The sequence below is a fragment of the Acetobacter lambici genome, assembly GCF_011516885.1.
In the GTDB taxonomy this organism is placed as follows: domain Bacteria; phylum Pseudomonadota; class Alphaproteobacteria; order Acetobacterales; family Acetobacteraceae; genus Acetobacter; species Acetobacter lambici.
In genome coordinates this window covers 1-24,490 of sequence record NZ_WOTD01000020.1, presented here as the reverse complement: position 1 = coordinate 24,490, position 24,490 = coordinate 1, and the positions used below count along the sequence as shown (strand labels likewise).

The 24,490-nt window shown below is 58.4% G+C and carries 23 protein-coding genes and 1 riboswitch; of the genes, 14 read left to right on the top strand and 9 right to left on the bottom strand.

Translation table 11 applies throughout. The annotated features are described in order from the left end of the window. Positions 1 to 2: 2 nt before the first annotated feature. From cobN to GOB86_RS09885, 3 genes are read right to left on the bottom strand one after another with little or no spacing between them, the layout of a single operon-like run. Entirely contained in the window at positions 3 to 3,446 is a 3,444-nt protein-coding gene (gene cobN, locus GOB86_RS09895; RefSeq protein WP_165992171.1) for a cobaltochelatase subunit CobN, read from the bottom strand. A gap of 11 nt (positions 3,447 to 3,457) precedes the next feature. Then, positions 3,458 to 4,510, bottom strand: coding sequence for a cobalamin biosynthesis protein CobW (gene cobW, locus GOB86_RS09890; protein WP_165992170.1), 1,053 nt, complete (start codon positions 4,508 to 4,510; stop codon positions 3,458 to 3,460). Next, the gene (locus tag GOB86_RS09885) at positions 4,507 to 4,947 is read right to left on the bottom strand and encodes a DUF1636 family protein (protein WP_165992169.1); all 441 of its coding nucleotides are present in this window, start codon (positions 4,945 to 4,947) and stop codon (positions 4,507 to 4,509) included. Before GOB86_RS09885 ends, cobW begins: the two co-directional genes overlap by 4 nt. 176 nt (positions 4,948 to 5,123) lie before the next feature. Continuing rightward, positions 5,124 to 5,359, bottom strand: a riboswitch (cobalamin riboswitch). A 180-nt stretch (positions 5,360 to 5,539) separates the two neighbouring features. Here GOB86_RS09885 and GOB86_RS09880 point away from each other — a divergent pair. From GOB86_RS09880 to GOB86_RS09870, 3 genes are all read left to right on the top strand, one after another. Beyond that, positions 5,540 to 6,013 (top strand): MarR family winged helix-turn-helix transcriptional regulator, encoded by a 474-nt coding sequence (locus GOB86_RS09880; protein ID WP_194301159.1) that lies wholly within the window; start codon positions 5,540 to 5,542, stop codon positions 6,011 to 6,013. Beyond that, positions 5,997 to 8,249 carry an FUSC family protein gene (locus tag GOB86_RS09875; protein ID WP_165992167.1) on the top strand — a complete coding sequence of 751 codons (2,253 nt, stop codon included), beginning with the start codon at positions 5,997 to 5,999 and terminating at the stop codon, positions 8,247 to 8,249. The genes GOB86_RS09880 and GOB86_RS09875 overlap by 17 nt, the downstream gene beginning before the upstream one ends. A 191-nt stretch (positions 8,250 to 8,440) precedes the next feature. Beyond that, positions 8,441 to 9,040 (top strand): acetate uptake transporter, encoded by a 600-nt coding sequence (locus GOB86_RS09870; protein ID WP_165992166.1) that lies wholly within the window; start codon positions 8,441 to 8,443, stop codon positions 9,038 to 9,040. A 97-nt stretch (positions 9,041 to 9,137) separates the two neighbouring features. On the opposite strand, the gene GOB86_RS09865 is transcribed toward GOB86_RS09870, so the two are convergent. Further along, the gene (locus GOB86_RS09865) at positions 9,138 to 10,157 is read right to left on the bottom strand and encodes an enoyl-CoA hydratase/isomerase family protein (RefSeq protein WP_165992165.1); all 1,020 of its coding nucleotides are present in this window, start codon (positions 10,155 to 10,157) and stop codon (positions 9,138 to 9,140) included. A gap of 62 nt (positions 10,158 to 10,219) precedes the next feature. On the opposite strand from GOB86_RS09865, the gene GOB86_RS09860 reads away from it, so the two are divergent. After that, positions 10,220 to 10,714, top strand: coding sequence for a flavin reductase (locus GOB86_RS09860; protein ID WP_165992164.1), 495 nt, complete (start codon positions 10,220 to 10,222; stop codon positions 10,712 to 10,714). Positions 10,715 to 10,763: 49 nt separating this feature from the next. Next, positions 10,764 to 10,895 (top strand): hypothetical protein, encoded by a 132-nt coding sequence (locus GOB86_RS16385; protein WP_277875470.1) that lies wholly within the window; start codon positions 10,764 to 10,766, stop codon positions 10,893 to 10,895. A gap of 23 nt (positions 10,896 to 10,918) precedes the next feature. Here GOB86_RS16385 and GOB86_RS09855 read toward each other — a convergent pair whose 3' ends face one another. The 3 genes from GOB86_RS09855 to GOB86_RS09845 are packed head-to-tail and all read right to left on the bottom strand — an operon-like array spanning position 10,919 to position 13,427. Continuing rightward, positions 10,919 to 11,713, bottom strand: a complete 795-nt coding sequence (locus GOB86_RS09855) for a metal ABC transporter permease (RefSeq protein ID WP_165992163.1) — start codon at positions 11,711 to 11,713, stop codon at positions 10,919 to 10,921. Beyond that, positions 11,713 to 12,519, bottom strand: a complete 807-nt coding sequence (locus tag GOB86_RS09850; RefSeq protein WP_165992162.1) for an ATP-binding cassette domain-containing protein — start codon at positions 12,517 to 12,519, stop codon at positions 11,713 to 11,715. Before GOB86_RS09850 ends, GOB86_RS09855 begins: the two co-directional genes overlap by 1 nt. Further along, a complete protein-coding gene (locus GOB86_RS09845) occupies positions 12,516 to 13,427 on the bottom strand; it encodes a metal ABC transporter solute-binding protein, Zn/Mn family (RefSeq protein ID WP_165992161.1) in 912 nt (303 codons plus the stop codon). Before GOB86_RS09845 ends, GOB86_RS09850 begins: the two co-directional genes overlap by 4 nt. Before the next feature lie 123 nt (positions 13,428 to 13,550). On the opposite strand from GOB86_RS09845, the gene GOB86_RS09840 reads away from it, so the two are divergent. Genes GOB86_RS09840 through GOB86_RS09830 form a run of 3 tightly spaced genes read left to right on the top strand, consistent with a single transcriptional unit; the run spans position 13,551 to position 15,721 of the window. Beyond that, on the top strand, positions 13,551 to 14,132 hold the full coding sequence (locus GOB86_RS09840; RefSeq protein ID WP_165992160.1) for a Fur family transcriptional regulator: 582 nt from the start codon (positions 13,551 to 13,553) through the stop codon (positions 14,130 to 14,132). Then, positions 14,072 to 14,665 carry a hypothetical protein gene (locus GOB86_RS16080; protein ID WP_242012589.1) on the top strand — a complete coding sequence of 198 codons (594 nt, stop codon included), beginning with the start codon at positions 14,072 to 14,074 and terminating at the stop codon, positions 14,663 to 14,665. The genes GOB86_RS09840 and GOB86_RS16080 overlap by 61 nt, the downstream gene beginning before the upstream one ends. A gap of 18 nt (positions 14,666 to 14,683) precedes the next feature. Continuing rightward, positions 14,684 to 15,721, top strand: a complete 1,038-nt coding sequence (locus GOB86_RS09830) for an asparaginase (RefSeq protein ID WP_165992159.1) — start codon at positions 14,684 to 14,686, stop codon at positions 15,719 to 15,721. A 168-nt stretch (positions 15,722 to 15,889) separates the two neighbouring features. Here GOB86_RS09830 and GOB86_RS09825 read toward each other — a convergent pair whose 3' ends face one another. Continuing rightward, on the bottom strand, positions 15,890 to 16,582 hold the full coding sequence (locus GOB86_RS09825; protein WP_165992158.1) for a histone: 693 nt from the start codon (positions 16,580 to 16,582) through the stop codon (positions 15,890 to 15,892). 325 nt (positions 16,583 to 16,907) lie between these two features. Between GOB86_RS09825 and mtnA the strand changes: the two genes are divergently transcribed. The 6 genes from mtnA (at position 16,908) to GOB86_RS09795 (ending at position 21,843) form a co-directional block, all read left to right on the top strand. Continuing rightward, entirely contained in the window at positions 16,908 to 18,005 is a 1,098-nt protein-coding gene (gene mtnA / locus GOB86_RS09820) for an S-methyl-5-thioribose-1-phosphate isomerase (RefSeq protein WP_165992191.1), read from the top strand. Positions 18,006 to 18,037: 32 nt separating this feature from the next. Beyond that, positions 18,038 to 18,535 carry an aminoacyl-tRNA deacylase gene (locus GOB86_RS09815; RefSeq protein ID WP_194301158.1) on the top strand — a complete coding sequence of 166 codons (498 nt, stop codon included), beginning with the start codon at positions 18,038 to 18,040 and terminating at the stop codon, positions 18,533 to 18,535. A gap of 155 nt (positions 18,536 to 18,690) precedes the next feature. After that, a complete protein-coding gene (locus tag GOB86_RS09810) occupies positions 18,691 to 19,581 on the top strand; it encodes a DUF2272 domain-containing protein (protein WP_165992157.1) in 891 nt (296 codons plus the stop codon). 65 nt (positions 19,582 to 19,646) lie between these two features. After that, positions 19,647 to 20,687 carry a cysteine synthase A gene (locus tag GOB86_RS09805; RefSeq protein ID WP_165992156.1) on the top strand — a complete coding sequence of 347 codons (1,041 nt, stop codon included), beginning with the start codon at positions 19,647 to 19,649 and terminating at the stop codon, positions 20,685 to 20,687. A 134-nt stretch (positions 20,688 to 20,821) separates the two neighbouring features. Further along, positions 20,822 to 21,025 carry a hypothetical protein gene (locus GOB86_RS09800; RefSeq protein WP_165992155.1) on the top strand — a complete coding sequence of 68 codons (204 nt, stop codon included), beginning with the start codon at positions 20,822 to 20,824 and terminating at the stop codon, positions 21,023 to 21,025. A 68-nt stretch (positions 21,026 to 21,093) separates the two neighbouring features. After that, complete coding sequence (locus tag GOB86_RS09795) at positions 21,094 to 21,843, top strand: class I SAM-dependent methyltransferase (RefSeq protein ID WP_165992154.1); 750 nt, start codon at positions 21,094 to 21,096, stop codon at positions 21,841 to 21,843. Between the two features lie 555 nt (positions 21,844 to 22,398). Here GOB86_RS09795 and GOB86_RS09790 read toward each other — a convergent pair. Next, positions 22,399 to 24,339 (bottom strand): TnsA endonuclease N-terminal domain-containing protein, encoded by a 1,941-nt coding sequence (locus tag GOB86_RS09790; protein ID WP_165992153.1) that lies wholly within the window; start codon positions 24,337 to 24,339, stop codon positions 22,399 to 22,401. Positions 24,340 to 24,490: the final 151 nt, after the last annotated feature.

Sequence of the window (24,490 nt, the reverse complement as noted above, 5' to 3'; positions counted from 1 at the left end):
CTTTATTCATCCCCATCGAGCACACAGGCAACGCTGTTGCCACGCGGGTGCCACAGGCCACGCCGCATGGCCTCGGCAAAGCGCTGGCGCATGGCCTCCCTTGCGGCAGGGTTGGCGTGGCGCAAAAACGCATCACACGCCGCATTGCCCAGTGTTGCGGCAAACACCAGATCAAACTGCAGGTCAAAGCGCTGGGGCATGGTGGCGGCAAAGCCGTGCAGTGCATCCAGCCCACGCGCCAGTTCGGCCGCACCAGCGTAGCCATGCTGTTGCATGCCCTCTATCCATTGCGGGTTGGCCAGACGCCCGCGCACAATACGCGCCACCTCATCCGCTGTCGCGCGCAGACGGGGAGCCTGTGGGCGCGACGTATCACCATGCAGAACGGATGGCGCACCACCAGCCATATGCGAGGCGGCGGCCAGCCCGCCTTCATGCGCGGCAATGTCGGGGCTTTCCAGCAGATCGGTCTCGGCATTGTCCTGCACATGCAAAACGGTTTCGGCCCGGCCCAGCAGGGTGGACAAAGCGGCCTTATCCTGTGTGCCGTCCCGCCCGCCGCCATACATCCATGCCGAGCCTTCCAGCCATGCAGCGGCCAGATCTTCCTGCCTGTCCCATGTGCCGTGGAGCAGATGCTCCTCAACCCCTGTGCCGTAAGCTCCGGTTGCAGCCCCAAAAATACGCGCGGTTGCGCGTTTGAGCGCCTCGCCTTCCAGCCCTCTGGCCTGTGCGGCAAGGGGATTCCACTCCTCTGGCTCACGCCGGGCCGCCACGGCGCTGACCGCCTGATCGAACAGGGCAATCTGGTCGGCAAAGGCATCCCGGAACAGGCCGGAAATACGGAGCGTGACATCCACCCTAGGGCGGTCGAGCACTGGCAGAGGAATGACCTCAAACCCACAAACATGGCCCGTACCCGCGGCCCGTTGCACTTCCACCCCCATCAGGCGCAGGGCCAACGCCAGATCCTCCCCCCCCGTGCGCAGGCTGGCCGAACCCCACATATCCATAACAAGGCGGATCAGCGGTTCGCCATGTTCTTGCAAGTGGCGGGTGAGCAGCAACTGCTCCATCCGGGTCGCCAGCACCACGGCGGAGGGTGTGGGCAGGGCGCGCGGGTCCACTGTAAAAAGATTACGCCCGGTTGGCAGCACATCAATACGCCCGCGTGTGGGCGCACCCGCAGGCCCCGCGGCTACCGGCCGCCCGGCAAGGGCGGCCAGCAGGGCATGCATTTCCGCCGTGCCACACAGGTTTATGCGCTGGGTCACATCGGCCACAAAGGCGGGGTCCTCCTGCCTGCCGCACGCCTGCGCAATGGTCTGGACCAAGGGAGCGGCATGTGGTGCGGTTTTGCCAAAAACATGCAGGCCATCACGAATTTGCAGGTCTTTGACATCACACAAATACGCATCCAGCCGTGCCAGTGCCTCGGTCTCGTCCAACTCCCCCGGTCGCACACCACTTTCGGCCAGCACACCCGTACGGGTAGCACGGTCCAGAATATCCGCCCGCAACAGGGCGCCGCGGCGGGGGTCCAGCCCATCGGCTTCCGCGTACTCATCAATCAGACGTTCGAGTTCGTGCATATCGCCCGACAGGGTGGTCTGCATGACAGGGGGCGTCATATGCCCGATTGTTACAGCACCCAGACGCCTGCGGGCAGCAGCCGCCTCCCCCGGATTGTTCACAATAAAGGGGTAAATAACCGGCATGTTCCCCGTAAGCACAGCAGGCGCACAGCTTGGGGAAAGAGCCGTTGCCTTGCCCGGAAGCCATTCCAGCGTGCCATGCGTGCCCAGATGAACCAGTGCGTCCAGTTTTTTAACGCAGCGCAACCACAGGTAAAACGCCACATAGGCGTGGCATGGGGGAATATCCGGGTCATGGTAGGTGGCTTTGCGCTCAGCCACTTTTCCCCGGTCAGGCTGCACGGCAAGGATTATGTGACCCAAAACGGCAAAACGCAGGTGGAATGCTCCATCCTTTACCGCGCCATCCTGCTCGGGCTGGCCCCATGCCTTTGTAACGGACGCCATAAAATCCGTATCCAGCCCGGCACACAGCGCTTTATAGTCAGCCACAGACAAAACCACCTGCGCAGGCTGGTGGGCCATAAGGCGGGTCAGTTCCTGCACCGTTGGCACCGGTGACCCACCTACCCAATACCCCTGTTTTTGCATGTGCTGCACGATGTTGTGCAGGCTGGCAAACCCGTCCAGACCAACTGCGTGAGCCACATGAGCACCCGCCTGCTCCAGACCCGCGCCGGGGTAATCCGAGAGCACAATCCCAACCTGCTTTTGCTCCACGGTTTTTTTGCGCAACCGTGCCCATGCCATGGCCCGTGCCGCCACCATGGTAATACCCCCCTCATACGCCACACGCTGCGCTGGTAACCCCGGTGCCTCCTCCTGACGGAAGGAAATGGGAAATGTAGCGATTGTGCCATCCAGTTCGGGCAACACCACCTGCATGGCAAGGTCCGAACGCCCCAGCCCACGCGCGCTACTGGCCCACAAAGCCTGCGTGCTGCCCGGCTGCAACACCTGCAACACAGGCGCATCCGCCCCATCCAGCGCAGAGAACCCCTGCGCCCCCCGCGCGGAAAAGCAGGTGGCGTTCAACACCACATCGGGCTTTGCACGGCGCAGATACCCGGCCACGCCCTCCGCTACGTTCTTGTCCTTAAGAGACGTCACAAACAGCAACGTCACGCGGCTGCCCTGCCAGGCCAGAACCTCGGCCAGCCGTTCCAGCCCAGCCATGTCCGATGCCTGCAGATGCGCGCGGTAAAATACCAAAACTGCCGAACAGCCATCACTCCCCTGCGGCGCGGGGTAAGAGCGATAGACACCCCATGCGGGCAGAGGCTCTGGCTGTACGCCATCATCCTCCCCACGTCCGGCAAGGACTGCCATGAGACGCAGGGCGGCGGCCATGTTGTTTGGCCCGCCATAAGCAAAAAAACCGTTCAGGCGCTGGCGCTGTACTGCCTGCACACCGTACGACAAGTCCGCCAGACGGGTGTCATCCACCTCCGCCCCTACGGACTGCCCTACGCTTCCACTCCCTGTATGACCGGGCAAAAACACTACGGGCACATTCTGCTCACGCGCCCAGACGGCCAGTTCCTCCGCCCCGTAGCGCCAGTAGTCCACCCCACCCAGCAGGCGCACCACCACACATCTGGCCCCCTGCAATGTACTTTCCACATACAGGTCGATCGACATGGGGTGCCGCAGGCGGGCAAGGTTTGTCACCTGCGCGGAAGGTAGGGAGGCATGCCCTTCTTTGGCACGTATCTGCCGCTCTGCGTGGCGCAGCCCCAGCAGATCGCTCTCTGTAAAGGACAGGACAACAATATCCGCACCGGGTAGCCCCAGATCCTCGGCGGTGTCCTGTTCATCCAGCGTCCGGTTTTCGCGGACCAGAAGGTGCATGCCCGGCCCCCTTACGTAGCCAAATGGCCAGCAAGAGCAGTGGCAATAGCCGTTGCATCAAGCCCTTTCTGGCCGATGACCACAATGCGGCCCGTGCGCTCTTCCGTTGCTGCCAGAGGCCGGTCAAATTCGTGCCTGAAGCGGCTCCCCACCCCCTGCACCGCCAGCCGCATGGGTTTGCCTGCTACGGCCGCAAACCCCTTCATGCGCAGTACATCAAAGCTGCGCGCGGTATTTTGCAAGGTGGTCAGGAACTCATCAACGCTCCGCTGCTCTGGCACGGCAACCACAAAGCTTTCAAAATCATCATGTTCGTGCTCACCGTCCTCTGCATCATGGTGGGAGGGACGGGTCGCAAGATCGCTCTCGGCTGCGGCACCAATACCCAGTAGCACGGCGGGGTCCACCTTGCCTTCCATTGCCCGCACAATCTGTATGGGCCGGGGAGCATGGTCGCGAATATCCTGCTCAACGGCTGCAAGCTGTGCTGCATCCAGCAAGTCCGTCTTGTTCAGAACAACCAGATCGGCGGCATTAATCTGATCTTCGAACACTTCGGCCAACGGGTTGTCATGGTCCAAGGAGGGGTCCTCGGCCCGCTGTGCTTCCACTGCCTGCGGGTCATCCGCAAAGCGCCCGGCAGCTACGGCGGGTGCGTCCACCACGGCAACAACACCATCCACGGTCATGCGGTTGCGCACCGTGGGCCAGCCAAAGGCTTTGAGCAGGGGCTTGGGCAGGGCCAGACCTGATGTTTCGATCACCACATGTTCGGGTGGATCGGCCCGGTCCAGTAAGGCTTCCATGGTGGGCAAAAAGTCATCCGCCACGGTGCAGCACAGGCAGCCATTGGTCAGTTCGACAATATCTTCCTCGCGGCAGCCCTCCACTCCGCAGCCCCGCAGGATTTCGCCATCAATGCCGAGGGATCCGAACTCGTTGACCACCACGGCAATGCGGTGCCCCTGCGCGCGGCTGAGCAGATGCCGGAGCAGGGTGGTTTTACCAGCCCCCAAAAACCCGGTGATAATGGTTACGGGCACACGTGTTCTGGCAGCGGTCATGGTTTTTCCTGTTCATTATAAAGTATTGCGGGCACACGCCCCTGCACCATATTGGCCAACGATTCCGGGCGGCGCGACGGCATGACGGTCCCTTTGGCGGAAGCCGCATACAGGCGGGCATAGGCCAGAATATCTTCCGCCTTTTCCTCCCCTAGGTGGCCAAGCAGCCATGTCCAGCGCCCTGGCATGGCTATGGCCGCCGTACAGCCCCGGTCACACGCGGCTAGGCAGGCCACTGGCCGCACAGAGGCCGATGGTGCCAGCCCCGCCAGATGTTCCGCATCCAGCAGGCCTTGCAGGCGTTCAAGCAGTTGCGCGCCCGGCGGGCAGTCCATGGCAGGCCCGCCCCGCCTGCACGTAACGCACACATGCAGCACAGGTGGCCCGGCATATGCCGAATTATCGGGAGGAGAAGGCGAGGCGTGTTCCGCAGTCATGCGTCTTTCCAACAGGCCATTGTTCCACAAGGCGGGACAATGGCAGGCATGGGGGCAGTAACAACCAGCCCTCTGCCACGCATATGGCAAAGAAAACGCACCATCCGGTGCATTCGTGCCCGCCGGGCACCCCGCCAGCAAACAACGCCAGAACGCAGCCATTCCCCAAGGAACAGCCCTATAGACTTGTGATGGCAGGTCTCCTGGCTTGTACCCTGCCTGCCCCGGCCTTTGGCTGGTGCAGAGCGCCGTTCCGTGCCTTCCCGATTCCATGGCAGAACCAGTGGCTGCTCCTCAGGCAAAACCTGAGCGAAACGTGATGGGTACTTACAGTTGCGGGGGCAGCGACGGTTTTGCACCGATCTTCCCTTTTCACCCCCCATCAGGGGGCACCATCAAGTGTGTGCATGATGCGCACAAAAACCGCGCCGGTTCAAGCTATGCACCAATGTGGCAGGCCATACCTGCGGCGCATAAGCCAAGCTGGTTAGCACTATGGGGTGCGGAACATGATTGACCCATACGGAGGGTTGTCCTATTTTGCGCATATAGTTTTTATATCAACTATAATGACACTAATTTAATGGACCGCATGACTGACCGGCGCAACGCAGCAACACTGGATGAGACGTATTTTCCCGGTATGGCGCTCACCTTCCGGGTTATGCGACTGGCAACGCTATGGCGCACACGTCTGGACCGGGCCTTGCGCCCGCATGGCATGACTCTGGCCGTCATGCGCCCCATGGCCTACCTGCGGATGCTGCCCGAAGGCGCCACCCAGCGCAATCTGGCCCAGACCATGAACATAGACTGCTCGGCATTGGTGCGTGTTCTGGACCTGCTGGAAAAACAGAACCTCATCACCCGCCAGCCCGATACGCAGGACCGCCGCGCCAAACGCCTGTTCCTGACAGATGCCGGACAGGAGCAGTGCAGGCTGTTCCACAACATTGCAGCCGAACTGGAGCAAGACATTCGGCGTGCCCTACCGCCCGTTCAGGCCGATACGCTCGCCCATCCCCTTTCCACCCTGCTCGAAGCGCACCATGCCCACACGCTCTGACCTGTCCGCCCTGCCCGGTCCGTTCCTGCAATGGGTGAACAACCGTGTTGCGCCAGCACTTTTTGCGGATGACGCCCGCTGGAATGGCTTTGTGGCCACGGCGGGCTACACCATGCGGGTTTTCCTTTCCATTGGGATTGCGCTTTTTCTGGCCTTTGTTTTTCAGCTCCAGTCCCCGCTCAGTGCGGCAACAACAGTGCTTATTGTCTCCAACCCCACGGTTGGGGCCATGGTTTCCAAAAGTGTGTGGCGTATTGTTGGCACCCTGATCGGGGCTGCGATCAGTGTTGGGGTTATGGCTGTTTTTGTGCAGTCACCCGTCCTGTATTTTGCGGTGTTATCCGTTTTTGTGGGGCTGGCCTGTATGGTGGCCACGTTTTTGCGGTTTTTCCGCGCCTATGCGGCCGTGCTGACCGGGTACACCATTGTTATTATTGCAGCACCCGCCTTTGCCAACCCCGACGGTATTTTTCTATCCGCCATGAGCCGCCTGTCCGTGGTGGCAACGGGCATTGTGGTCACGGCCTGTGTGTTTATGGTCACCTCTCCGCGCAGGCCCAGCACGGTCCTGCACAAACTCGGGCAGGCGTTCAGGGACACGGTTCTGCACGCCAGAACTTTTCATAAAGCCGAAAGCGAACGCGCCACTCCCGAGGCGCTGGATGCCACAGTTACCAGCACACTGGAAAAACAGGAGCAGAAAGCCCAAAGCGCGAACGCGGCTTTTCGTGGTTTTGGCTCACCGATCTATGATAGCCGCAGCAAGTTGCTGGCCAACATGAGCGGCCTGACCCCCGCCATAGAATTTGCCGCAGCAGACGACCCGGACATGCAAAACCGCGTGCGCAATCTGCGCCTGTGTCTGAGCCGCCTGACAGGGCTGATTGTAAGCTACCACCCCTACTGGCTGACCTTCTCCTCCGGGGTGGAGGAAACGCGTGCCGTACACCTGCTGGTTGCCCAAACTCTGGGCCAGATACTGGAACTGACCGAACACCCCGACTGGCTGACAAACGCCACCCCGCTTTCCACCTGCCTGCATGACGCACTTAAAACGCTCGAACAGCTTGCCCGCCAGACCACCAGCACCACCACACTGGCCGCACTGGACAACACGCGTGATGCACTGGTGCAGATGGATCTGGCCCTGCATGACCTGACCAGCCTGCGCCCGGACCGCACGCAGGCCAACATCCAGCCTTATCTGGAATGGCCAACCGCCCTGCGTAACGGCGTGCGTGGGGGCTTTATTGCCCTGCTGGCAGGCATGTTATGGTATGTTCTGCACTGGAGCGCAGGCCCGCTGCTGATCATTTATACCGTTGCCGCATCCAGCCTTTTATCCACCACCCCTTCTGCCGCCAAGGCCAGCCCCATGATGGCGACTGGCACCGTACTGGCCATTCCCATGGGTTTTTTGTGCCATGCGCTGGCCCTGCCACGCATAGATGGTTACCCCCTGCTCTGGCTGAGCCTCTGCCTGTTCCTGCTACCGGGGGTATGGTTGCAGTTCCACCCGCGCTACAGCATTGGTGCGTTTGGTTATGCCGTGTTTTTTACCATGATGCTCTCGGTCGATAACCCGATTGTTTATGATGACCTGACCCTGACCAACAACTGGATGAGCATGCTGGCTGCCTGCGCCCTGCTGGCCATTGTTTTTCGGGTTATTCTCCCTGCCGATCACAGGTTGGATGCAGCACGGCTGGTCACATCGCTCACCCGCAGTCTTCAAAAACTGGCGCGCACACCCTATGGCCGTACCGAACCATGGGTGGCGTGGGAGGGCATGCAACTGCAAAAAATCTCCCGCCTGATGATGCGCCTGTCCTTTATTACAACCAGCGTGGACCGGCAGGGTTATACGGATGCGGCCTTTGCCTCGCTCTCTCTTGGCAGGCTGATTGTGCGGCTTAAATGGAACGCGGCCCACGCAACGCTGGACCCGCAGGCCCATGCCGCACTGGCAAACGCCTTTAACGCCTTTGCTCAACTGCGCCACAACCCGGCGGCAACAGCCCTTGCACTCCGCCATGCCGCGCAGGCCATACGCACCATTCCAACGCAGGAGGCCGGGTTATCCCTTACCCGCGACCGCACCCTGTCCTGCCTTGAGCAGGCGGCCAACATTATTCTCTCGGTCCCCGGCTTTTTCCATGATCACGGCCCCATTCAACTCCCCGAAGATCTGGCACGGCCTATGGTCCCGGTTTCCGTCCATCCGGCCACGCAGTAGCACTTTTACTGACCTCCGCCTGATTGAATGAGACACAATACTGTAAAAAACAAATTTAAGAGAGCGGTGAACTTTATAGAGTCATTTAATAAATTAGTTTTTACGCCGTTAATTTATTTTTTATGGGAACCGAAGGTAACAACACCTCTTATAACCGAGCCATTACATTAATCTCCATAAGAAGAAACACCATGGCTCAAACCGATTTTGCGCTCCCCCCTCCCCTGCGGGCTAACCCGGCCCCCCTCGGTCTTATGGGGTTTGGCATGACCACCATTCTGCTCAACCTGCATAATGCGGGGCTTGTGCCCATGGGGTCCGCCATTCTGGCCATGGGCCTGCTCTTTGGTGGCATTGCCCAGATTATTGCAGGTATTCTGGAATACGGTGTGGGCAACACCTTTGGCATGACAGCCTTTATCTCCTACGGTGCATTCTGGCTGACGCTGGTTGCCCTGATCGCCATGCCCCATACGGGTATTGTGCCCGCCAGTTCCCCCGCACTGGTTGGCAGCTACCTGCTGCTCTGGGGGCTGTTCACCTTTATCATGTTCTTAGGCACACTCCGGGCCACACGCGCGCATCAGGTTATTTTTGGCACACTGGTCATTCTGTTTGTGCTGCTTGGTCTGGGCGACCTGCTGGGTGAGCCTGGACTAACCATAATTGCTGGCTACGAAGGTCTGCTCTGTGGCCTGTCCGCAGTGTATCTGGCTGCTGCCGAAATTCTGGAAGCCCAGTTCAAATGCCACGTTCTGCCGGTAGGCCCGTACACACCCACTGCGGTCTGAGGTCACGCACTCCGCACAATCAAGAACACACATTTAAGCCCTTACCCTGCGTAAACCCGGGGTAAGGGCTGCTGTAACTTGTGCCCCCCCGGCTCCCTCAAGCAGCCAATATGGCCTCCAGTGCCGCAACATCCACCGCAGCCAGAATGGCGGGCTGCCAGAGAGGCGCATTGTCCCGGTCAATCAGGCGGGCCCTTACACCTTCGGCAAAGTCGGAGCGTTGGAGCATGTAGCGCACCAGGCGCCCCTCTATGGCAAAAGCCTCTTCCAGCGAGCCGGCACGGCGCGCGAGCTGCCAGCCATACCAAGCCGCAAAAATGGATGTGGGGCAGGCGCGGGAAATATCCAGAAAATCCGCTTTGGCCACAGTCTGGTCCGAACTTTCCAGCCCCCGCACAATCTGCTCCAGACTGGCCGATGGGTCGTATTCCTCCAGCGCACAGGCATGCTCTGGCAAGGACAATGGGGCGATCAGCCCAAACACGTCCTCCACCGGACGCAGGGCCAGCAACCCACGCAGGTCATCCAGACTGTCTGAAGGGACCAGATGGTCCGCAAAGCCCATGGCCACGGCCTCTACTCCGCTCATGCGCCCGCCGGTAAGCGCAAGCCGCAGCCCGGCACCACCGGGAGCACGCGCCAAGAGCCATGACCCGCCTGCATCAGGCACCAGACCAATGGATGTTTCGGGCATGGCCACAATGGACCGCTCGGTTACAACCCGGTAGCGGGCATGCCCCCCCAAGCCCACGCCGCCCCCCATGGCTATGCCATCCATGAACGACACAACCGGTTTGGCATACTGCGCAATATGCAGCATGGTCTGGTAGACGCGATTCATCAGGTCAAACGCCACATCCGGGCCATTGGCCTGCAAAACATCCCGTATGGCCTTGAGGTCCCCTCCGGCACAGAACGCACGCGGCGCGCTGCTTTCAATCAGCACAGCCTGCACGGATGGATCATCCCGCCATGCCGTAAGTGCGCGCTCGATGCCGGTTGCCATTTCCAGATCAACAGCATTCAGGCGTTTGGGTTTATCCAGTATGATGCACCCCAGATGCCCCCGACGGGCCGTTCGCACGCAAGCCGTGCCGGAAAGGACATCCTCGATCATTGCTTTCCTCTTTGTTTCATGCACAAACACGTAGCCATCAACCGTTATGATGAGGACAGCAGATGTTGGCTCCGGAGACCAGTGCCTATCGTGAAGCCATGGCCAGACTGGGGGCGGCCGTGAATATTGTAACTACAGGAACACTGGATAACCCGGTCGGGTTTACCGCATCCGCTGTTTGCTCCGTGACCGATACCCCACCCACATTGCTGGTCTGCCTGAACCGCAACAGTCGCGCACGCACCGCCTTTTATGAGGGCGGGGCCTTGTGCGTCAATGTTCTCACGTCCAGCCAGCAGGACCTGTCCAACCATTTTGCAAGCCCGAACAGCATGGCTGAACGCTTTACCGCAGGCCACTGGCAGACACTGGCAACCGGTGCCCCCGTCCTGCACGAAGCCGCCGCAACCTTTGACTGCCAGATCAGCCAGATTGTGGAAGTGGGCACCCATAGTGTGATGTTTGGCGTTGTGCAGGGTATTTTATGCCATAGTGGCGCGGAAGGGCTTGTTTATTTTAACCGCAGATACCACTCTCTACCTTATCATCAGGGCTAAAGGCGGCCTGCAAGGCACTGCCGCCCTGTTTATATAAGGAGCATAGCTGATGGTCCGTAAACATTCCCAAAGCCGCGCGGTGGCCATGCCCGCCACCCGTAACCAGATGGTACTGGCCCTGTATGCGGCCCTGACCGCCTCTGTTGTACTTGGCACAGGCCTGAACTGGCTGCTCACTTAAGTGCCGCTCCTGCCTGCCGGGCTCTAACGCCCGCGCAGGTGGGCCACACCGTTGGCCGTGGCAAAAACCACGCTGCCCAGCAACGCAATCCAGAAGGATGCGGGGCAGTCACTTAACCACGACAGGCACAGCCCGCCCCATGCCTCGAACAGAGCAAGGGCTGAAGCCACCACCATGCCCTGCATGGGGCCAAAGCCCAGACGCAGGCTGGCGGCCGCCGGGGCAACCATAAGCGTAAACACAAGCAATACGCCGGTAATCTGTGAACACATGGCCGAGGCAATGCCGACCAGCGCCAGAAACAGCACATCCAGCAACCGCAGGTTAACCCCTTTTGCCTCCGCCACCTCGGGCTGGAGCGAGGCAAATAGCAAGGGTCTGCTCATAACCGCAAGGCCCGCAACACAGCCAATTGCGAGCACCCCCAGCCAGTAGAGGCTGGACGGGGAAATACCAAGAATATCACCAAACAGCAGAGCCGTGGCAGCCCCCGCCGAGCGGGTGAGAAAATGCAGGCACAAAGCCCCCGTGCCCATGGCAAGCGAGAGCACAAGCCCGATCATGACATCCCGCCCGATCACGCGGTCACTTGCCATGCCCATGCCCATACCGCTGAGCACAGCACTCAACCCAAAACCCAAAAATGCGGGCTGGCCCCATAACAGTGCCGCCGCAGCCCCCGCAAACCCGACATGCGAGAGAGCATGGCTGGCAAAGCTCTGCCCCCGCAACACCAAAAACCAGCCTACAGGACCACAGACAAAGGCCGCCAGAAAAGCGGCCACAAACGCCGTGCGCATAAACTCGTAGGCAAACATCAGCGCGTGTGCTCCGCACAGTCACAACAATGCAGGGTATCCGCCCCGCCATCGGCCACCACAAACAGGCGGCCATCTGCACGGACCACCTCAACCGGCGCACCATACAGCGCACTCAGGGCCGGGGTTGTCATAACGTCATCCACACTCCCCAACAACACCTTGCCATGCGCCAGATAAAGAACGTGGTCCATAAATCCCATGAGCGGGTTAATATCATGCGTGGAAAACAGAACAGTCAGCCTCCGCTCGCGCGCAAGATCATAAATCCTGCGCGTTGTCTCACGCATGCGGGCGGGGTCCAGACTGGCTAGCGGTTCATCCAGCAGCAGAATACGCGGCTGGTCCAGCAACGCCTGCGCCAGCAGGAGCCGCTGCCGTTCCCCCCCGGACAGAGACATAACCGGCCGCATGGCCAGATCCCGCGCATCCACCGCATCCAGCGCAGCATCAACCTCCGCCCGTGCGCGGGCAGAGCACCAGGGCAACCCCCATGTCCGCCCCTGCAATGCGGCGGCCACCATGTGCCAGCCACTTAACTGCCCGGCAACCATGCGCCGCATCTGGGGCATATACCCCACTGGCATGCGGCCCTTGCCAAAGTTCTGCCCTTCTACCCGCACATAGCCCTGTTCTGGAATAGTCAGCCCCAGAATGGCGCGGAACAGCGATGTTTTGCCAGCACCATTCCCCCCCAGAACAGCCACAAAGCTACCCGGCTCAATGGCAAAGCTGACCTGATCAAGCACACGCCGCCCACCATACGAAACACTGAGCTGCTCGGCCTCAATAGCCGGAATGCTCACTGTTGCACCCCGAGCAACTGGCCAACCTGCGTTAGAATATCATGCACCCAGACCTGCCAGTGCTTGCGTGGGGGCAGCATTTCCGACAGAGGCAGGGTCGGCACATTGGACTGCTGGGCCAGTTCCAGCAGATGACGGACCGACGGCTCCTCCACCTGCTGGTTATAGACCAGCATCTTCAGGCGGTGTTCTTTCAGATCACTTTCAAACGTCGCCACGGTGGATGGGGCAGGCTCCACATCGTTCATGACCGCAAGCTGGTAGGCCTGTTCATCCATCTGCAAACCCAGAAGATCGGCCAGTGGCGTAAACAGCGGTTCGGTTGCGGCCACATGCATGCCCGCAACATGAGCCTTCAACAAGCCCGCATGGGCCTGAATGGACTGGATGGCCAGTTGCATTTTTTCCGCCCGACCTGCGTATCCATCCGCGTGTTCGGGGTCTATGTGGGCGCAGGCTTCGGCAAAATGTTTAACAAACGCGCTGACCGCATCCACATTAAACCACAGGTGCGGATTCCCGCCCTCCTGCCAGGGCGACCACGAATCGGCCTTAACATACCGTGCAGGCAGCAGACCGGATGCCGCGACCAGCTTATCGGCCCATGTATCGTACCCCGCACCGTTGGCCACAACCAGTTCCGCCGCCGCAATCATGCGCGCATCGGTCGGGGTGGCCTGATATTCGTGCGGGTCCACCGTGGGGGAGGACAGAATGGCCACAACCCGCATGTCTGGCGCGGCAATCTGCGCGGCAATATCACCCCATGTATTTTCCGCCGCCACGACCAGAGGCATTTTAGCAGCTTGCGCAGCCCCCCCACCAAAGCCGAGTGTTCCGGCCACACCCAACGCGCAAATAGCTGATTTTAACCAGAAATTCTGTTTTTTCTTAACCGGAAACGCCATGATGCCAATGCCCCAATCAATGATATGTAATAATATTACATTACTTCTCACCATCCGTCACCTCATCACGCATGTCTGGCCTTCCCCTTCTGGCTCGTTTACGCTAGAAATAAGAGAGAACGGATGATGAACATGCAGACCAGAACACCACCCTCCTCCGCCCCGGATGACGGCTACGGTTTTTCAGACCGTATCCAGCACCAGCTTGACCATGCCGCACGCCAATGTGCTGAGCAGGGTGGCCGCATGACCCCGCAGCGGCGTGATGTTCTGGGCCTTATCCTGAATGCGCCAACACCTGTTGGAGCCTATGACCTGCTGGAACAGCTTAAAACATCGGGCCGCAAACCAGCCCCCCCCACCATTTACCGCGCTCTCGATTTTTTGCTCGAACATGGACTTATCCACCGGATAGAGCGCCTGTCCGCCTTTGTGCCCTGCACCCACCTCCAGCATGACCACCCACACGACCACACGCAGGCCATGGCGGAGACCTGCCTGCACAGCGCGCAGTTCCTGATCTGCCGCAAGTGTGGCGGCGTGACCGAAATTGCAGATGCGCCACGTGTTCTGGACGTGCTGAAAAACATCTGTGGCAAAAAAAACTTTACCATGCAAAGCGCATCGGTCGAAGTGGAAGGCCTGTGCGAGGACTGTACGCAGGCCGCCCCCGGCCAGAAGGGGCATTCCCCAGCCCCCAACTGATGGAACGCACCCCCAAACCCGGCCCTGTTCAGCCAGACCTGCTGCCTGCCCAGCTTGCTGGCAATGCCTGCAAGCCCATCCGGGGGAGCAGAAAAGCGACCAGAGCCAAAACAGTTTCCACAACATTACCCCCGCAGCAGGCTGACCTGTTTGCAATGCCGCTCCCCCCGCTCCCGCGCTCTCACTTCATGCCCGATGAAATTCGCCTGAGCTTTGTGCCTTCACCGGAAAAAATACAGCCTTGCGGGGAAGATGCTTTTCTTTACATGGTTGTTACGCAAAACCATGCCCAACACCTTATGGCCACGGGGCTTCCATTAGACCGGCGCGCACCTCTCATGCTCACGGAGCGGGCCGGAATTTGCCCATGGCTGGCCAAAACAGCCGATACTGCGGGCAGTGATTCACATAGCATGCCCGTAGTGCTCAAACTCAAACGCTCCCTTGTCGCGCAAGCACTGGAACTGGAGCCGGATCATACGGCGGAATTTTCCACAGCATGCTACCTGCTCAGTGGCGAGCAAACACACTAGGTAATCAGGCCAGATTTTATGACAGATGACGTTCTTCTAGCCCAGACAACCCGGAATGGCATTGTGGAATCCAGCCATTACGGGGCAGCCATTATTATGGATGCCCACGGCAAAACCGTTTTTTCTGCTGGAGACTGCGCAACACCCATTTTTCCGCGCTCCACGGTCAAGGCATTGCAAGCACTCCCCCTGCTGAGCGAAGGTGCGGCAGACCGCTTTGCCCTGCCCGATACCGCACTGGCGCTGGCCTGTGCCTCGCACCAGGGGGAGCCTGAGCATATTGCGGTTGCCTCCGACATGCTGGCCCGCACCGGGTATGACTATGGCGTGCTCGAATGCGGCACACACTGGCCACTGGATAATACCAGCGCGCGCGCACTGGCGGCAGTAGGGCAAACACCCTGTGCGCTGCATAACTGCTGTTCGGGCAAACATGCGGGCTTTATCTGCCTTGCATGCTCAACCGGGCAGGAGGTGGCGCACTACACCCGCCCCGAACACCCCGTTATGCAAACCATTGCCCGCACACTGCAAGATGTAACCGGAGCCGCCCACACCGCAGCAAACATGGCCGTGGATGGATGCGCCATTCCCACATGGGCCATACCGCTCTCAGCTCTGGCGCTGGGCTATGCCCGTTTTGCATCAGGCATCGGGCTTTCCCCCGACCGGGCGGAGGCCGCTGGCCGCCTGCGCCACGCCATCGCACATAACCCGACCATGATCGCAGGCACCGGTCAGTTTGACACTCTGGTCATGCAGGAGCTTGCTCCCAGAGTGCTCACCAAAATGGGTGCGGAAGGTGTTATGATTGTTGCCCTGCCAGAACAGGGGTTTGGTATTGCCATAAAATGTCGGGATGGCAGCGTAAGAGCGGCAGAAACTGCGGCAGCGGCCCTGATCGCCCGCTTTGCCCGGATCGAAAATTCACCGATCTTGGCGCATTATATGCGCCGCCCTCTTAAAAACTGGAACGGTCAGCGTGTTGGAGAGTTACGTGCCTCCCCTATGCTGGCAGAGGATTTTCTGCCTTCCGCCATATCAGATCAGACCTGACAACAAAAAAACCGGATAACTCAAACGGTTATACGGTTTTATAAACTTTTCATGTCGGCTTGGTCCATCATGAACCACCGCGCAAATCAGTCAAACCCGACAGACAAAAGCAGGAATGACCAACCATTTTTCGGTCAGCCATGCCTGCTTTTTTAACCTGCCAGTCCCTTATGCTTTTGCTGCACGGGGCTTACGGGGGGTTGCGGCCTTGCGCTTACGTGCGGGTGCGGCTTTTTCTGCTTCTGCCGCAGCTTCGGCAGCCAGACGTTCGTAGCGCTTACGGCGGCGGCGTTCCTGCACAATGCGCAGTTTTTCAACCGCGGACATGTTCTTTGTGCTTTCTGCTGCTTCAGCCTTGTCGGCCCGCTTGCGTGTTGCCTTGACAGCAGGCTTGGCGGGGGCCGGAGCTTCCACAACCACTTTGCGCGTGGTCTTGCGTGCACGCGTGGGGGCGGCCTGCACAACCTCTGGTGCTGCTGCCTTGGCGCGGGCCGTGCGGGGAGCGGCTTTTGCCGTCTTTGCTGCTGTGCGGGTTGCCTTGACCGGCGCTTCCGCCACAACTGCGGCAGCTTTTGCACGACGGGCAGGCTTGGCGGCGGCTTCAACCGGTGCGGCTACGGGCTTGCTGGTTTTTCTCGTGGTTGCGGGCTTGGCCACTTTTTCCACTTTAGTGGTTTTGCGTGCCGCTGCCGTCTGGCGTGTTTTGCGCGCGGTGAGGGCCGGAGCCTCCACTTCAAAAATTTCTTCTACAACTTCCACTTTTGCACGCGGCGCGCGCTTTTTGGGGGTAGCAACAGTAGCGGCGCGGGCCGGAATACGTTTACTGGCAACAGCCTTGCGGCCTTTTTTGGTCTCACTCATTCCTGCATCCTTTTTTCATCTTCTTTTAAAAATTCAAGAAGAGAAAACATCTTTTCAAAAAACTAAAAAACAAATCCGTTCCCGGCACGGTCTGCACCATCAGCAAAGCATGCCTATTTCTCCCTCTACATAACAAAAATGAACGCAAATGCAAAAAAATACTCTCATCTTTTCAAGAATAGACTGAGCGGATTCAGTCATTACACAACATATGTTCTACTCATGTTCGCAAAACTGTCATGCCATCAGGATATTGCCCCCGCACTCAAAGAAACCCTATGATCAGTGATTGATTTTTTATCTTCCGCCACCGGGAACCATGACCATGAAAATTAACGGCACACCTTACCGCAGCGTTTGGGTTGATGAAAAAGACGGCTGGTCCGTGCATATTTTTGACCAGACCCGCCTACCTTTTGCTCTGGACATTCTCCAGTTGACCACACCCGAGCAGGTTGCCCACGCTATTAAAACCATGCAGGTCCGCGGCGCACCTCTTATTGGCGCGGTCGCCGCCTACGGGCTGGCCCTTGCCCTGCGCACGGACAGTTCCGATGCGGCTTTGGAGCAGCAGGCCGCCATGCTGGCCGCCACGCGCCCCACGGCTATCAATCTGGCCTGGGCTATCGAGAGAATGCTCAATCATCTGCGCCCCATTGCTCCGGCACAGCGCGCCGCCGCCGCCTACGCAGAGGCCGGGCGGATCTGCGATGAAGATGCCGCACAGAATGAGGCCATTGGCCTGCACGGGCTGGAACTGCTGCGCACACTAGCCGCACAGCGCGGCAAGAATGACAGAATCAACATCCTGACCCATTGCAACGCGGGCTGGATTGCCACAGTGGACTGGGGCACCGCACTCGCCCCCATTTACATGGCGCATGATGAAGGCCTGAACGTGCATGTATGGGTTGATGAGACACGCCCCCGCAACCAGGGTGCGGCCCTGACGGCATGGGAGCTTGGCAGCCATGGCGTGCCCCACACCGTTATTGCCGACAACGCAGGTGGTCACCTGATGCAGCATGGGCTGGTAGACCTTGTTATTGTTGGGACCGATCGCGTAACGCGCAATGCCGATGTCGCCAACAAGATTGGCACCTACCTGAAGGCTCTGGCCGCACGGGATAATAACGTGCCGTTCTGGGTTGCCCTGCCATCCACCACCATTGACTGGCGCGTAGCCGACGGGGTGCGTGAAATTCCCATTGAAGAACGCTCGGGAACCGAAATTACCCATATCCATGGTCGGGATGATCATGGGCAGATCAGCCGGGTCCAGATTACCCCCGACGGCAGCAAGGCCGCCAACCCGGCGTTTGACGTCACCCCCGCACGGCTTGTTAGCGGCCTGATAACGGAAAAAGGCTGCTGCCCGGCCACACCCGAAGGCCTGCTCTCCCTTTTTCCCGAACAGGGCTAAGCCCCCAGATCATATTGGAAAAACGACCCGTTATGTCAGACACCGATCAAACACCAACCACATGTTTTCTGGATGCATACGCCGTACCTTTTACCATGCATGATTATGATTACGTATCCGATCCAGGCAAGATTGGCCTGCATGCAGCTGCTGGCATAGGCATTGATCAGGCAAAGGTTTTTAAGACCCTGATGGTGGAAATCGACAAAAAACAGGTTGTCTGCACCGCCATTCCTGTCCACCTGAAAATGGATCTGAAAAAAGTGGCCGCCCTTTTTGGCGGCCGTAATGCCCGCATGCTCGGGGCCGAAAAAGCCGAAGCCCTTACGGGTTTTCAGGTTGGCGGTATCAGCCCCTTTGGTGCACGCACAACCGTGCCGGTTGTGTTTGATGAGAGCATTCTCAAACTGGACAAGCTCTACATCAATGGTGGTGGCCGGGGTCTTGTTGTGGAGCTTGCACCGGCTGATGCCATACGCTGCGTGCAGGCCCAGACCGCCAGCATTACCGTGGATACCCCCCAGAGCTGAACGAACAAAAAAGGGAAAGACTGGACAAAAGACACATAAAACCTCTTCCACCCTCCATTAAGGACGCCTATTCCTTACCACAGGACTTTAGCCTTGGTGGCGGTCGAACCAGTTGTCCGGCCCCGCTTAAAGTCCTGTTCTGGTATGGAGACAAGATGCCACGCAAGCTGACTGTGGCCCTTCTGGCACCTTTGTGTCTGGCGGCCTGCACCTCCCAGCCCTCCTCGGGGGGCGGTTCATCTGCCCATGGAGGCGGCGCATCTGGCACCTATGGTCCAAACAGCCATGTGCCGGACTTTGCCACGCGCAACTTTGAACCATTCAACCAGCAGGATGTGGTGGCCATTGCCATGCGGGAGTGGCGCCTGTTTGGCAGCCCGGTCAATGATGATGACCCCGAACAGCGCCCCGAACCACAGGTCGCCGCGATCAAACCCGAACGCGCACCCGGCCTGTGGCAGCGTGTGGGCGAATACTGGTGGATCGGCATGGACCCCAGCATGACCGAGGCGTCCTGGAGTGGCAAACACAACGCCAATGGCCAGTTGACCGACTTTGTGCATGACGGATTTTTTGCCTGGTCGGCCGCGTTCATCTCCTACGTCATGCGGATTGCCGGAGCGAATGACCGCTTTCCTTACTCCCCCAACCATTCCACCTATATCAATGCCGCAGCCTCGGGGCTGTCCCCCATCCTGCGCGCGCGCGACCCCGCAGCCTACACCCCAAAGGCCGGAGACCTGATCTGCGTTGCCCGTGGGCGTGGCAGGCAGACCATCCGTTTTGCAAGTCTGCCCACATCCTACGGCTTTCCCGCGCATTGCGGCTATGTGGTGGCCACAGGCCAGAATGGCCCGCCCTTTGGCCACCAGATCAGCATTATTGGCGGCAATATTGACGATGCCGTCGCCCTGACCCACGTTCCCACGGATGAGCAGGGCCGTCTGGCCAGCCCCGCCGGGCAGAGCTACGACCCACGCTATCCTTGGTGTGCGGTTTTGGAAGTGCTATATGATGCACCAGAAGAACCGGACGCGGGCAGGTAGGGGGCAACCCCGAACACAGACCAGCCCCAATCGCCCAACCTGATCATAGCAAGCAGGGTATACAGATGACCGAAAGCGCAGCGCCCTCCACCCATTCCGGCTGGACATCACTCTCGCCCGATATGCCCGGTGCGGTAGGTGGAACCCCTCTTATTCTTCTGCGCAAGGCTTCTGAAGCAACGGGTTGTCAGATTTACGGTAAGGCGGAGTTCATGAACCCCGGCGGCTCTGTAAAAGACCGCGCAGCCCTTGCCATTATTGATGATGCGGAGCGCCGTGGCGTGCTCAAACCCGGCGGCACCCTTGTGGAAGGCACTGCGGGCAATACCGGCATTGGCCTTACACTGGTGGCCAATGCCCGTGGCTATAAGTGCGTTATTGTTATGCCCGAGACGCAAAGCCGTGAAAAAATCGGCTTTTTACGCATGATTGGCGCCGACCTGCGTCTGGTGCCCGCCAAACCTTACCGAGACCCCGGCAACTATGTCCATGTCTCCCGCCGTCTGGCGGAGGAAAACGGCTGGGTCTGGGCCAACCAGTTTGACAATACCGCCAACCGCGAAGGCCACCGCGCCACAACGGCGCAGGAAATCTGGCAACAGATGGATGGAAAAGTGGATGCCTTTACCTGCGCATGCGGCACAGGCGGCACACTGGCGGGCATAGCCCTTGGCCTGCATGACGCCGCCCGGCGCGATGGCGTAAAAGCCCCCCAGATTGTACTGGCCGACCCCGAAGGCTCCGGCCTGTACGGCTGGGTCAAAAGCAATGACCTGTCCGTGGCTGGATCCTCCATTACCGAAGGCATTGGCCAGTCCCGCGTGACCGGCAACCTTGAGGGAGCTCCGATTGACGATGCGGAGCGCATTCCCGACCCTGAAGCGCTGGATATTATTTACAGCCTGCTGGGGGAGGAAGGTCTTTCCGTTGGGGGGTCTTCGGGCATTAATGTGGCGGCTGCCATCCGCACCGCACGCAGGCTTGGACCGGGCCATAGGATTGTGACCATTCTGGCAGATGGAGGGGCGCGGTATGAATCCAAACTGTTCAACCCGACCTTCCTGCGTGAGAAAAATCTGCCGGTCGCTCCATGGCTTGATCAGTAAAGATGCGCCCCCTGCCCCATAACGTGCCGCTAAGGTGCTTTTGGGGCAGGGAGCATCAGATGTTCAGTTCAGGTCATGTCTGTTTTATGGATCACATCAGGGAGCATGCCCCGGTTTTCTGGCATGAAGTATAAATGACAAAAAGCGGTCTTCCCAAAAGCTGGCCTGTTGCGGTGTTCTGCTGCCTTGTCAACCTGAGCATTTCCATTGCCGCATTTTGCATTGGCATTGTTGTTATTCAGGACTTTAACATTCTTCCCGGCTTTCTCTGGCTGGTTGTTTCCGCGCTTACGCTGTGGTTATCCGATGTCTGCATAGACTGGCACAACCGACCGTAATCCAAAAACTGCTAGAGTTTCTGGCGTGTCATACATCTTAAATCCATAGTGTTCCGAAAGAGATTTTTATGACATCGCCCGCCTCCCGCACTCAGCAGACAGGCCACGATTTTACCTGTTACGAAAAAAACCAGACCTTCAACCCCCTAGTTTCCTACCTGCATACCACCCGGTATAAGCATTTAATCAAACTGTTTACCGAACTCTCAGCCAAAGACCTTTCCCGTACTTTACGGGTCGTCGATATTGGCTGTGCCCATGCCAAAGCTTTTCATATTCTGAACAGCCGTTTCAATATCGACTATACCGGCATAGATATTGATGAGACATTACTGAGCATTGCAACAGAACGATATGCGGGGCACAAAAACTTTAGAATAATCAATGATTCCATTAACAATCATTATGCCGAATTCCAGAATGCCGATGTAATTATTGCCCTTGAAGCTCTGGAACACATTCCCGAAAACATTGTTGTCCGGGTTATTGAACAAATAGCCGCCGCCAAGCCCGAAGCTTTTATGTGCTCCGTGCCTAACGAAGTTGGTCCTATTATCTGGCTTAAAAATATTGGCTCACTACTAACGGGCTATATGCGGCACAAAGAATATAAATGGATGGAAACCCTGCATGCAGGCCTGTTCAATCTGGACAGGGTGGAAACGCACGGCATTGGCCACAAAGGGTTTGACTGGCGCTGGCTGGCACAGACCATCCGCCACAATATGCGTATTACAAAAATATGCACAAACCCATTTGACTGGCTCCCCAAAACCTTTTCATTTTCCATAATCTTTATTTGCTTGCGTGAACCCTGAACCTTCTGCCCGCACACAAATATCGCCGGGCATGCCACCAGATGGACCATAAGGACTGAGCCATAAAAAACAGGGTGCATCTTTGCTGATGTACCCTGTTTTTTAATCTCTAGCGTGGCAGCTAGAAAACAGCCGCCTTATTGAAGTGGGGCTTTAACTCTTATTCCCACTCGATTGTTTATATCTGCATAAAGATGATATTTATCAATAATTTATAAAATTCTAAATCAACAATGCCATGATTGATACCATGCTCGAACTAACGACCCAGAGGCGCTCCCTTTTGCCGTTCAACAACGACTCGCCACAACTACAGGCGGACGTTCGAAATATGGCCGATCTTGGGACTTTCGAGACTGTCTGCTTCGGAGCGCAAAAACAGAAAATCAGACATTCGGATCGCATCTACCTGATGGTCACATCCGCCGCCATTGCTGCCGTTCGAGCCCTCAGATAGCGTCCTTGAAAGCTGCCTACAGTTCATCTCCAGCGCTCTTGGGTAACCGAGGACGGCGTGAGATCGGTGCCATAGAACCGATCTCACGCCGCGCCGCGTTAGTTCAGAAGCCGCGCGTAGCTATGGGCTTCAGCGTCCGTCCCCTTGATGAGCTCGTAGGTCATGCCAGAAGCGACGGCCATCTGTTCGGCAAACTCGCGCTTGGCCTGCACGACCGGCGTGTCCACCTGGTGGTCGCCCTTGACCTCGACGATAACCATCTTTCCGTCTTCACGCTCGAAGAGGAAGTCGGGGTAGTAGGTCCGAACGGCTTTCGAATCTGGGTCGACGTACTGGATGAAGAAGTCGCTCTGCCCATGGGTGAGCATGCCGGTAAAATAGAGCTTGCGCACCTTACCCTCGCGGATGAGGTCCCAGAACAGCGTCTGCTCGGGCTTTGAGTCGAAGCAGTAGGTGTCGAGGTGGAAACTCTTGTGAGCGACCGGAACAGCAGGCGCGTCGGTCTCCCGCACGATCTTGTCCTTTTCGGCCGTAACCCGGTAGAAGCCCTCGGCAGGAACCTTCACGAGGTCCACTTCGTATTCCTCCGGCGTCACGGTCGAGCTAACCGTGAACAGGTGGCCGAAGAGCTGCGGGATGATCAGATCGTGCAGCAACTCGTTATATGCGTTCACGGCCTCTACCGTGGCGTCCATCCCTTGGACAGAAGATGCAAGGAGGCCCTCCACCTCAATGGGACTGCGGTTCAAGTACCGCGCGACCTCGGACACGATCATGAGGGGTGAATAGGTCAGCTTCGACCTCTGTGCTGTAAGGTCGGTTATTCGGTCGCTGATCTTCCCAGGCCCCAGTTCGGTCCTGTGCGTTACCATCAACCGATAGCGGTCGGTCAGATCGGCCCACGCCGCCTTGTCGGCCATGTTGAACTTGAGGTCCGCCCCTTCCGTGAGGACCTTCTCTTCCAAATGAAATTCGCGACGGACGCGCTTTATCTTGATCCTGACAGGCTCGTTGACGCGGACTTCGACGGTTTCCTTGTCCTTGGCCGCGTCCTTCAGATCTTCCACGGTCATGCGGAAGTTCTGTTCGAGCTCGTTATTGAGAATCGCCAGGTTGCCTTCCGACAAGTAGATGTGGCCGGTGTGCTGCATATCGCCGATGGCGCGCAGACAGCGCATCGACGCCTGAAGGACGAACACCTTCGATGTCGGCTGACGGTAAAGGGCTACGCCGAAGAGCGACCGGCAATTCCAGCCCTCGCGGCCCTTGTTGACCAGGATGATGAACTGCTTCTCGCTCTCGGGGTAATCGAGGCGTCGGAAGGCCCGTTCATCGTCATTGCTGGTATGCTTCGCGTCACCGACATTGACGAGGATGCGGCTCGTGGGGATACCCCGGTCGATAAGCGCCTGCTCGACGGCCGGTTTCAGCTCGTTCACGGCCTCGTCGATGCTGGCTGCGAAGAAGGCCATCTTCGGCGTCAGTCCTTCGGGCAAAAGCCCATCGGTCTGATCGCAGAAGTCATCTACGGCGATTTTCACAAACTCGGAAGTGCGGGAGTTCGTGTAGCCCTTCAAATCGACGGTCTTGAGGTACTGGTTGTTGATTGCGTCCTTCAGGCCGTAAGCGTAGACCACTTCAGGAAGGACGGTTTCCCCGACATAGGGGGTGCCGGTGTAGTTGAAGCAGGCCACGACCTGCGTTCCGGCCGACTTCAGCTTGGCCGCAAGCTTGTCGATGGTCGTGCGCAGGCTGGTATCGGTGGCCTTCGCCCCGATGCCCATGTCCTTCGCCAGGTCCTTGCCGAAGGCATGGTGCGCCTCATCGACATAGATGCCGAGCTGTTCGAGCCGGGTCAGCTTCTCAAAGCGCTGGTTGGTGGTCAGCTCCGCCTCGTCCTCGGGCTCGTCGAACCCGTACAAATCGGCTGCATCGGCGTAGACGGAGCCCGCCTCCTTGAACACCTCCGGGGTGGCCCGGAAGAGGGTGTCGATGGCGCTGTCCTGCTTGTGCTTCTTCTTGAGGATGATCTTCTGCACATTCGAGACGATCACATTGAAGCGCGACTGGTCGAGCGTATCGACGCGGAAATCTCACAGAAGGGTTGTACATCGGGTTAGATTATGAAAAAGTCTGTTTTGCACAAAAGAAATTTTCGTAAGCTATAAGAAAACCCGATGCAGACAGAGT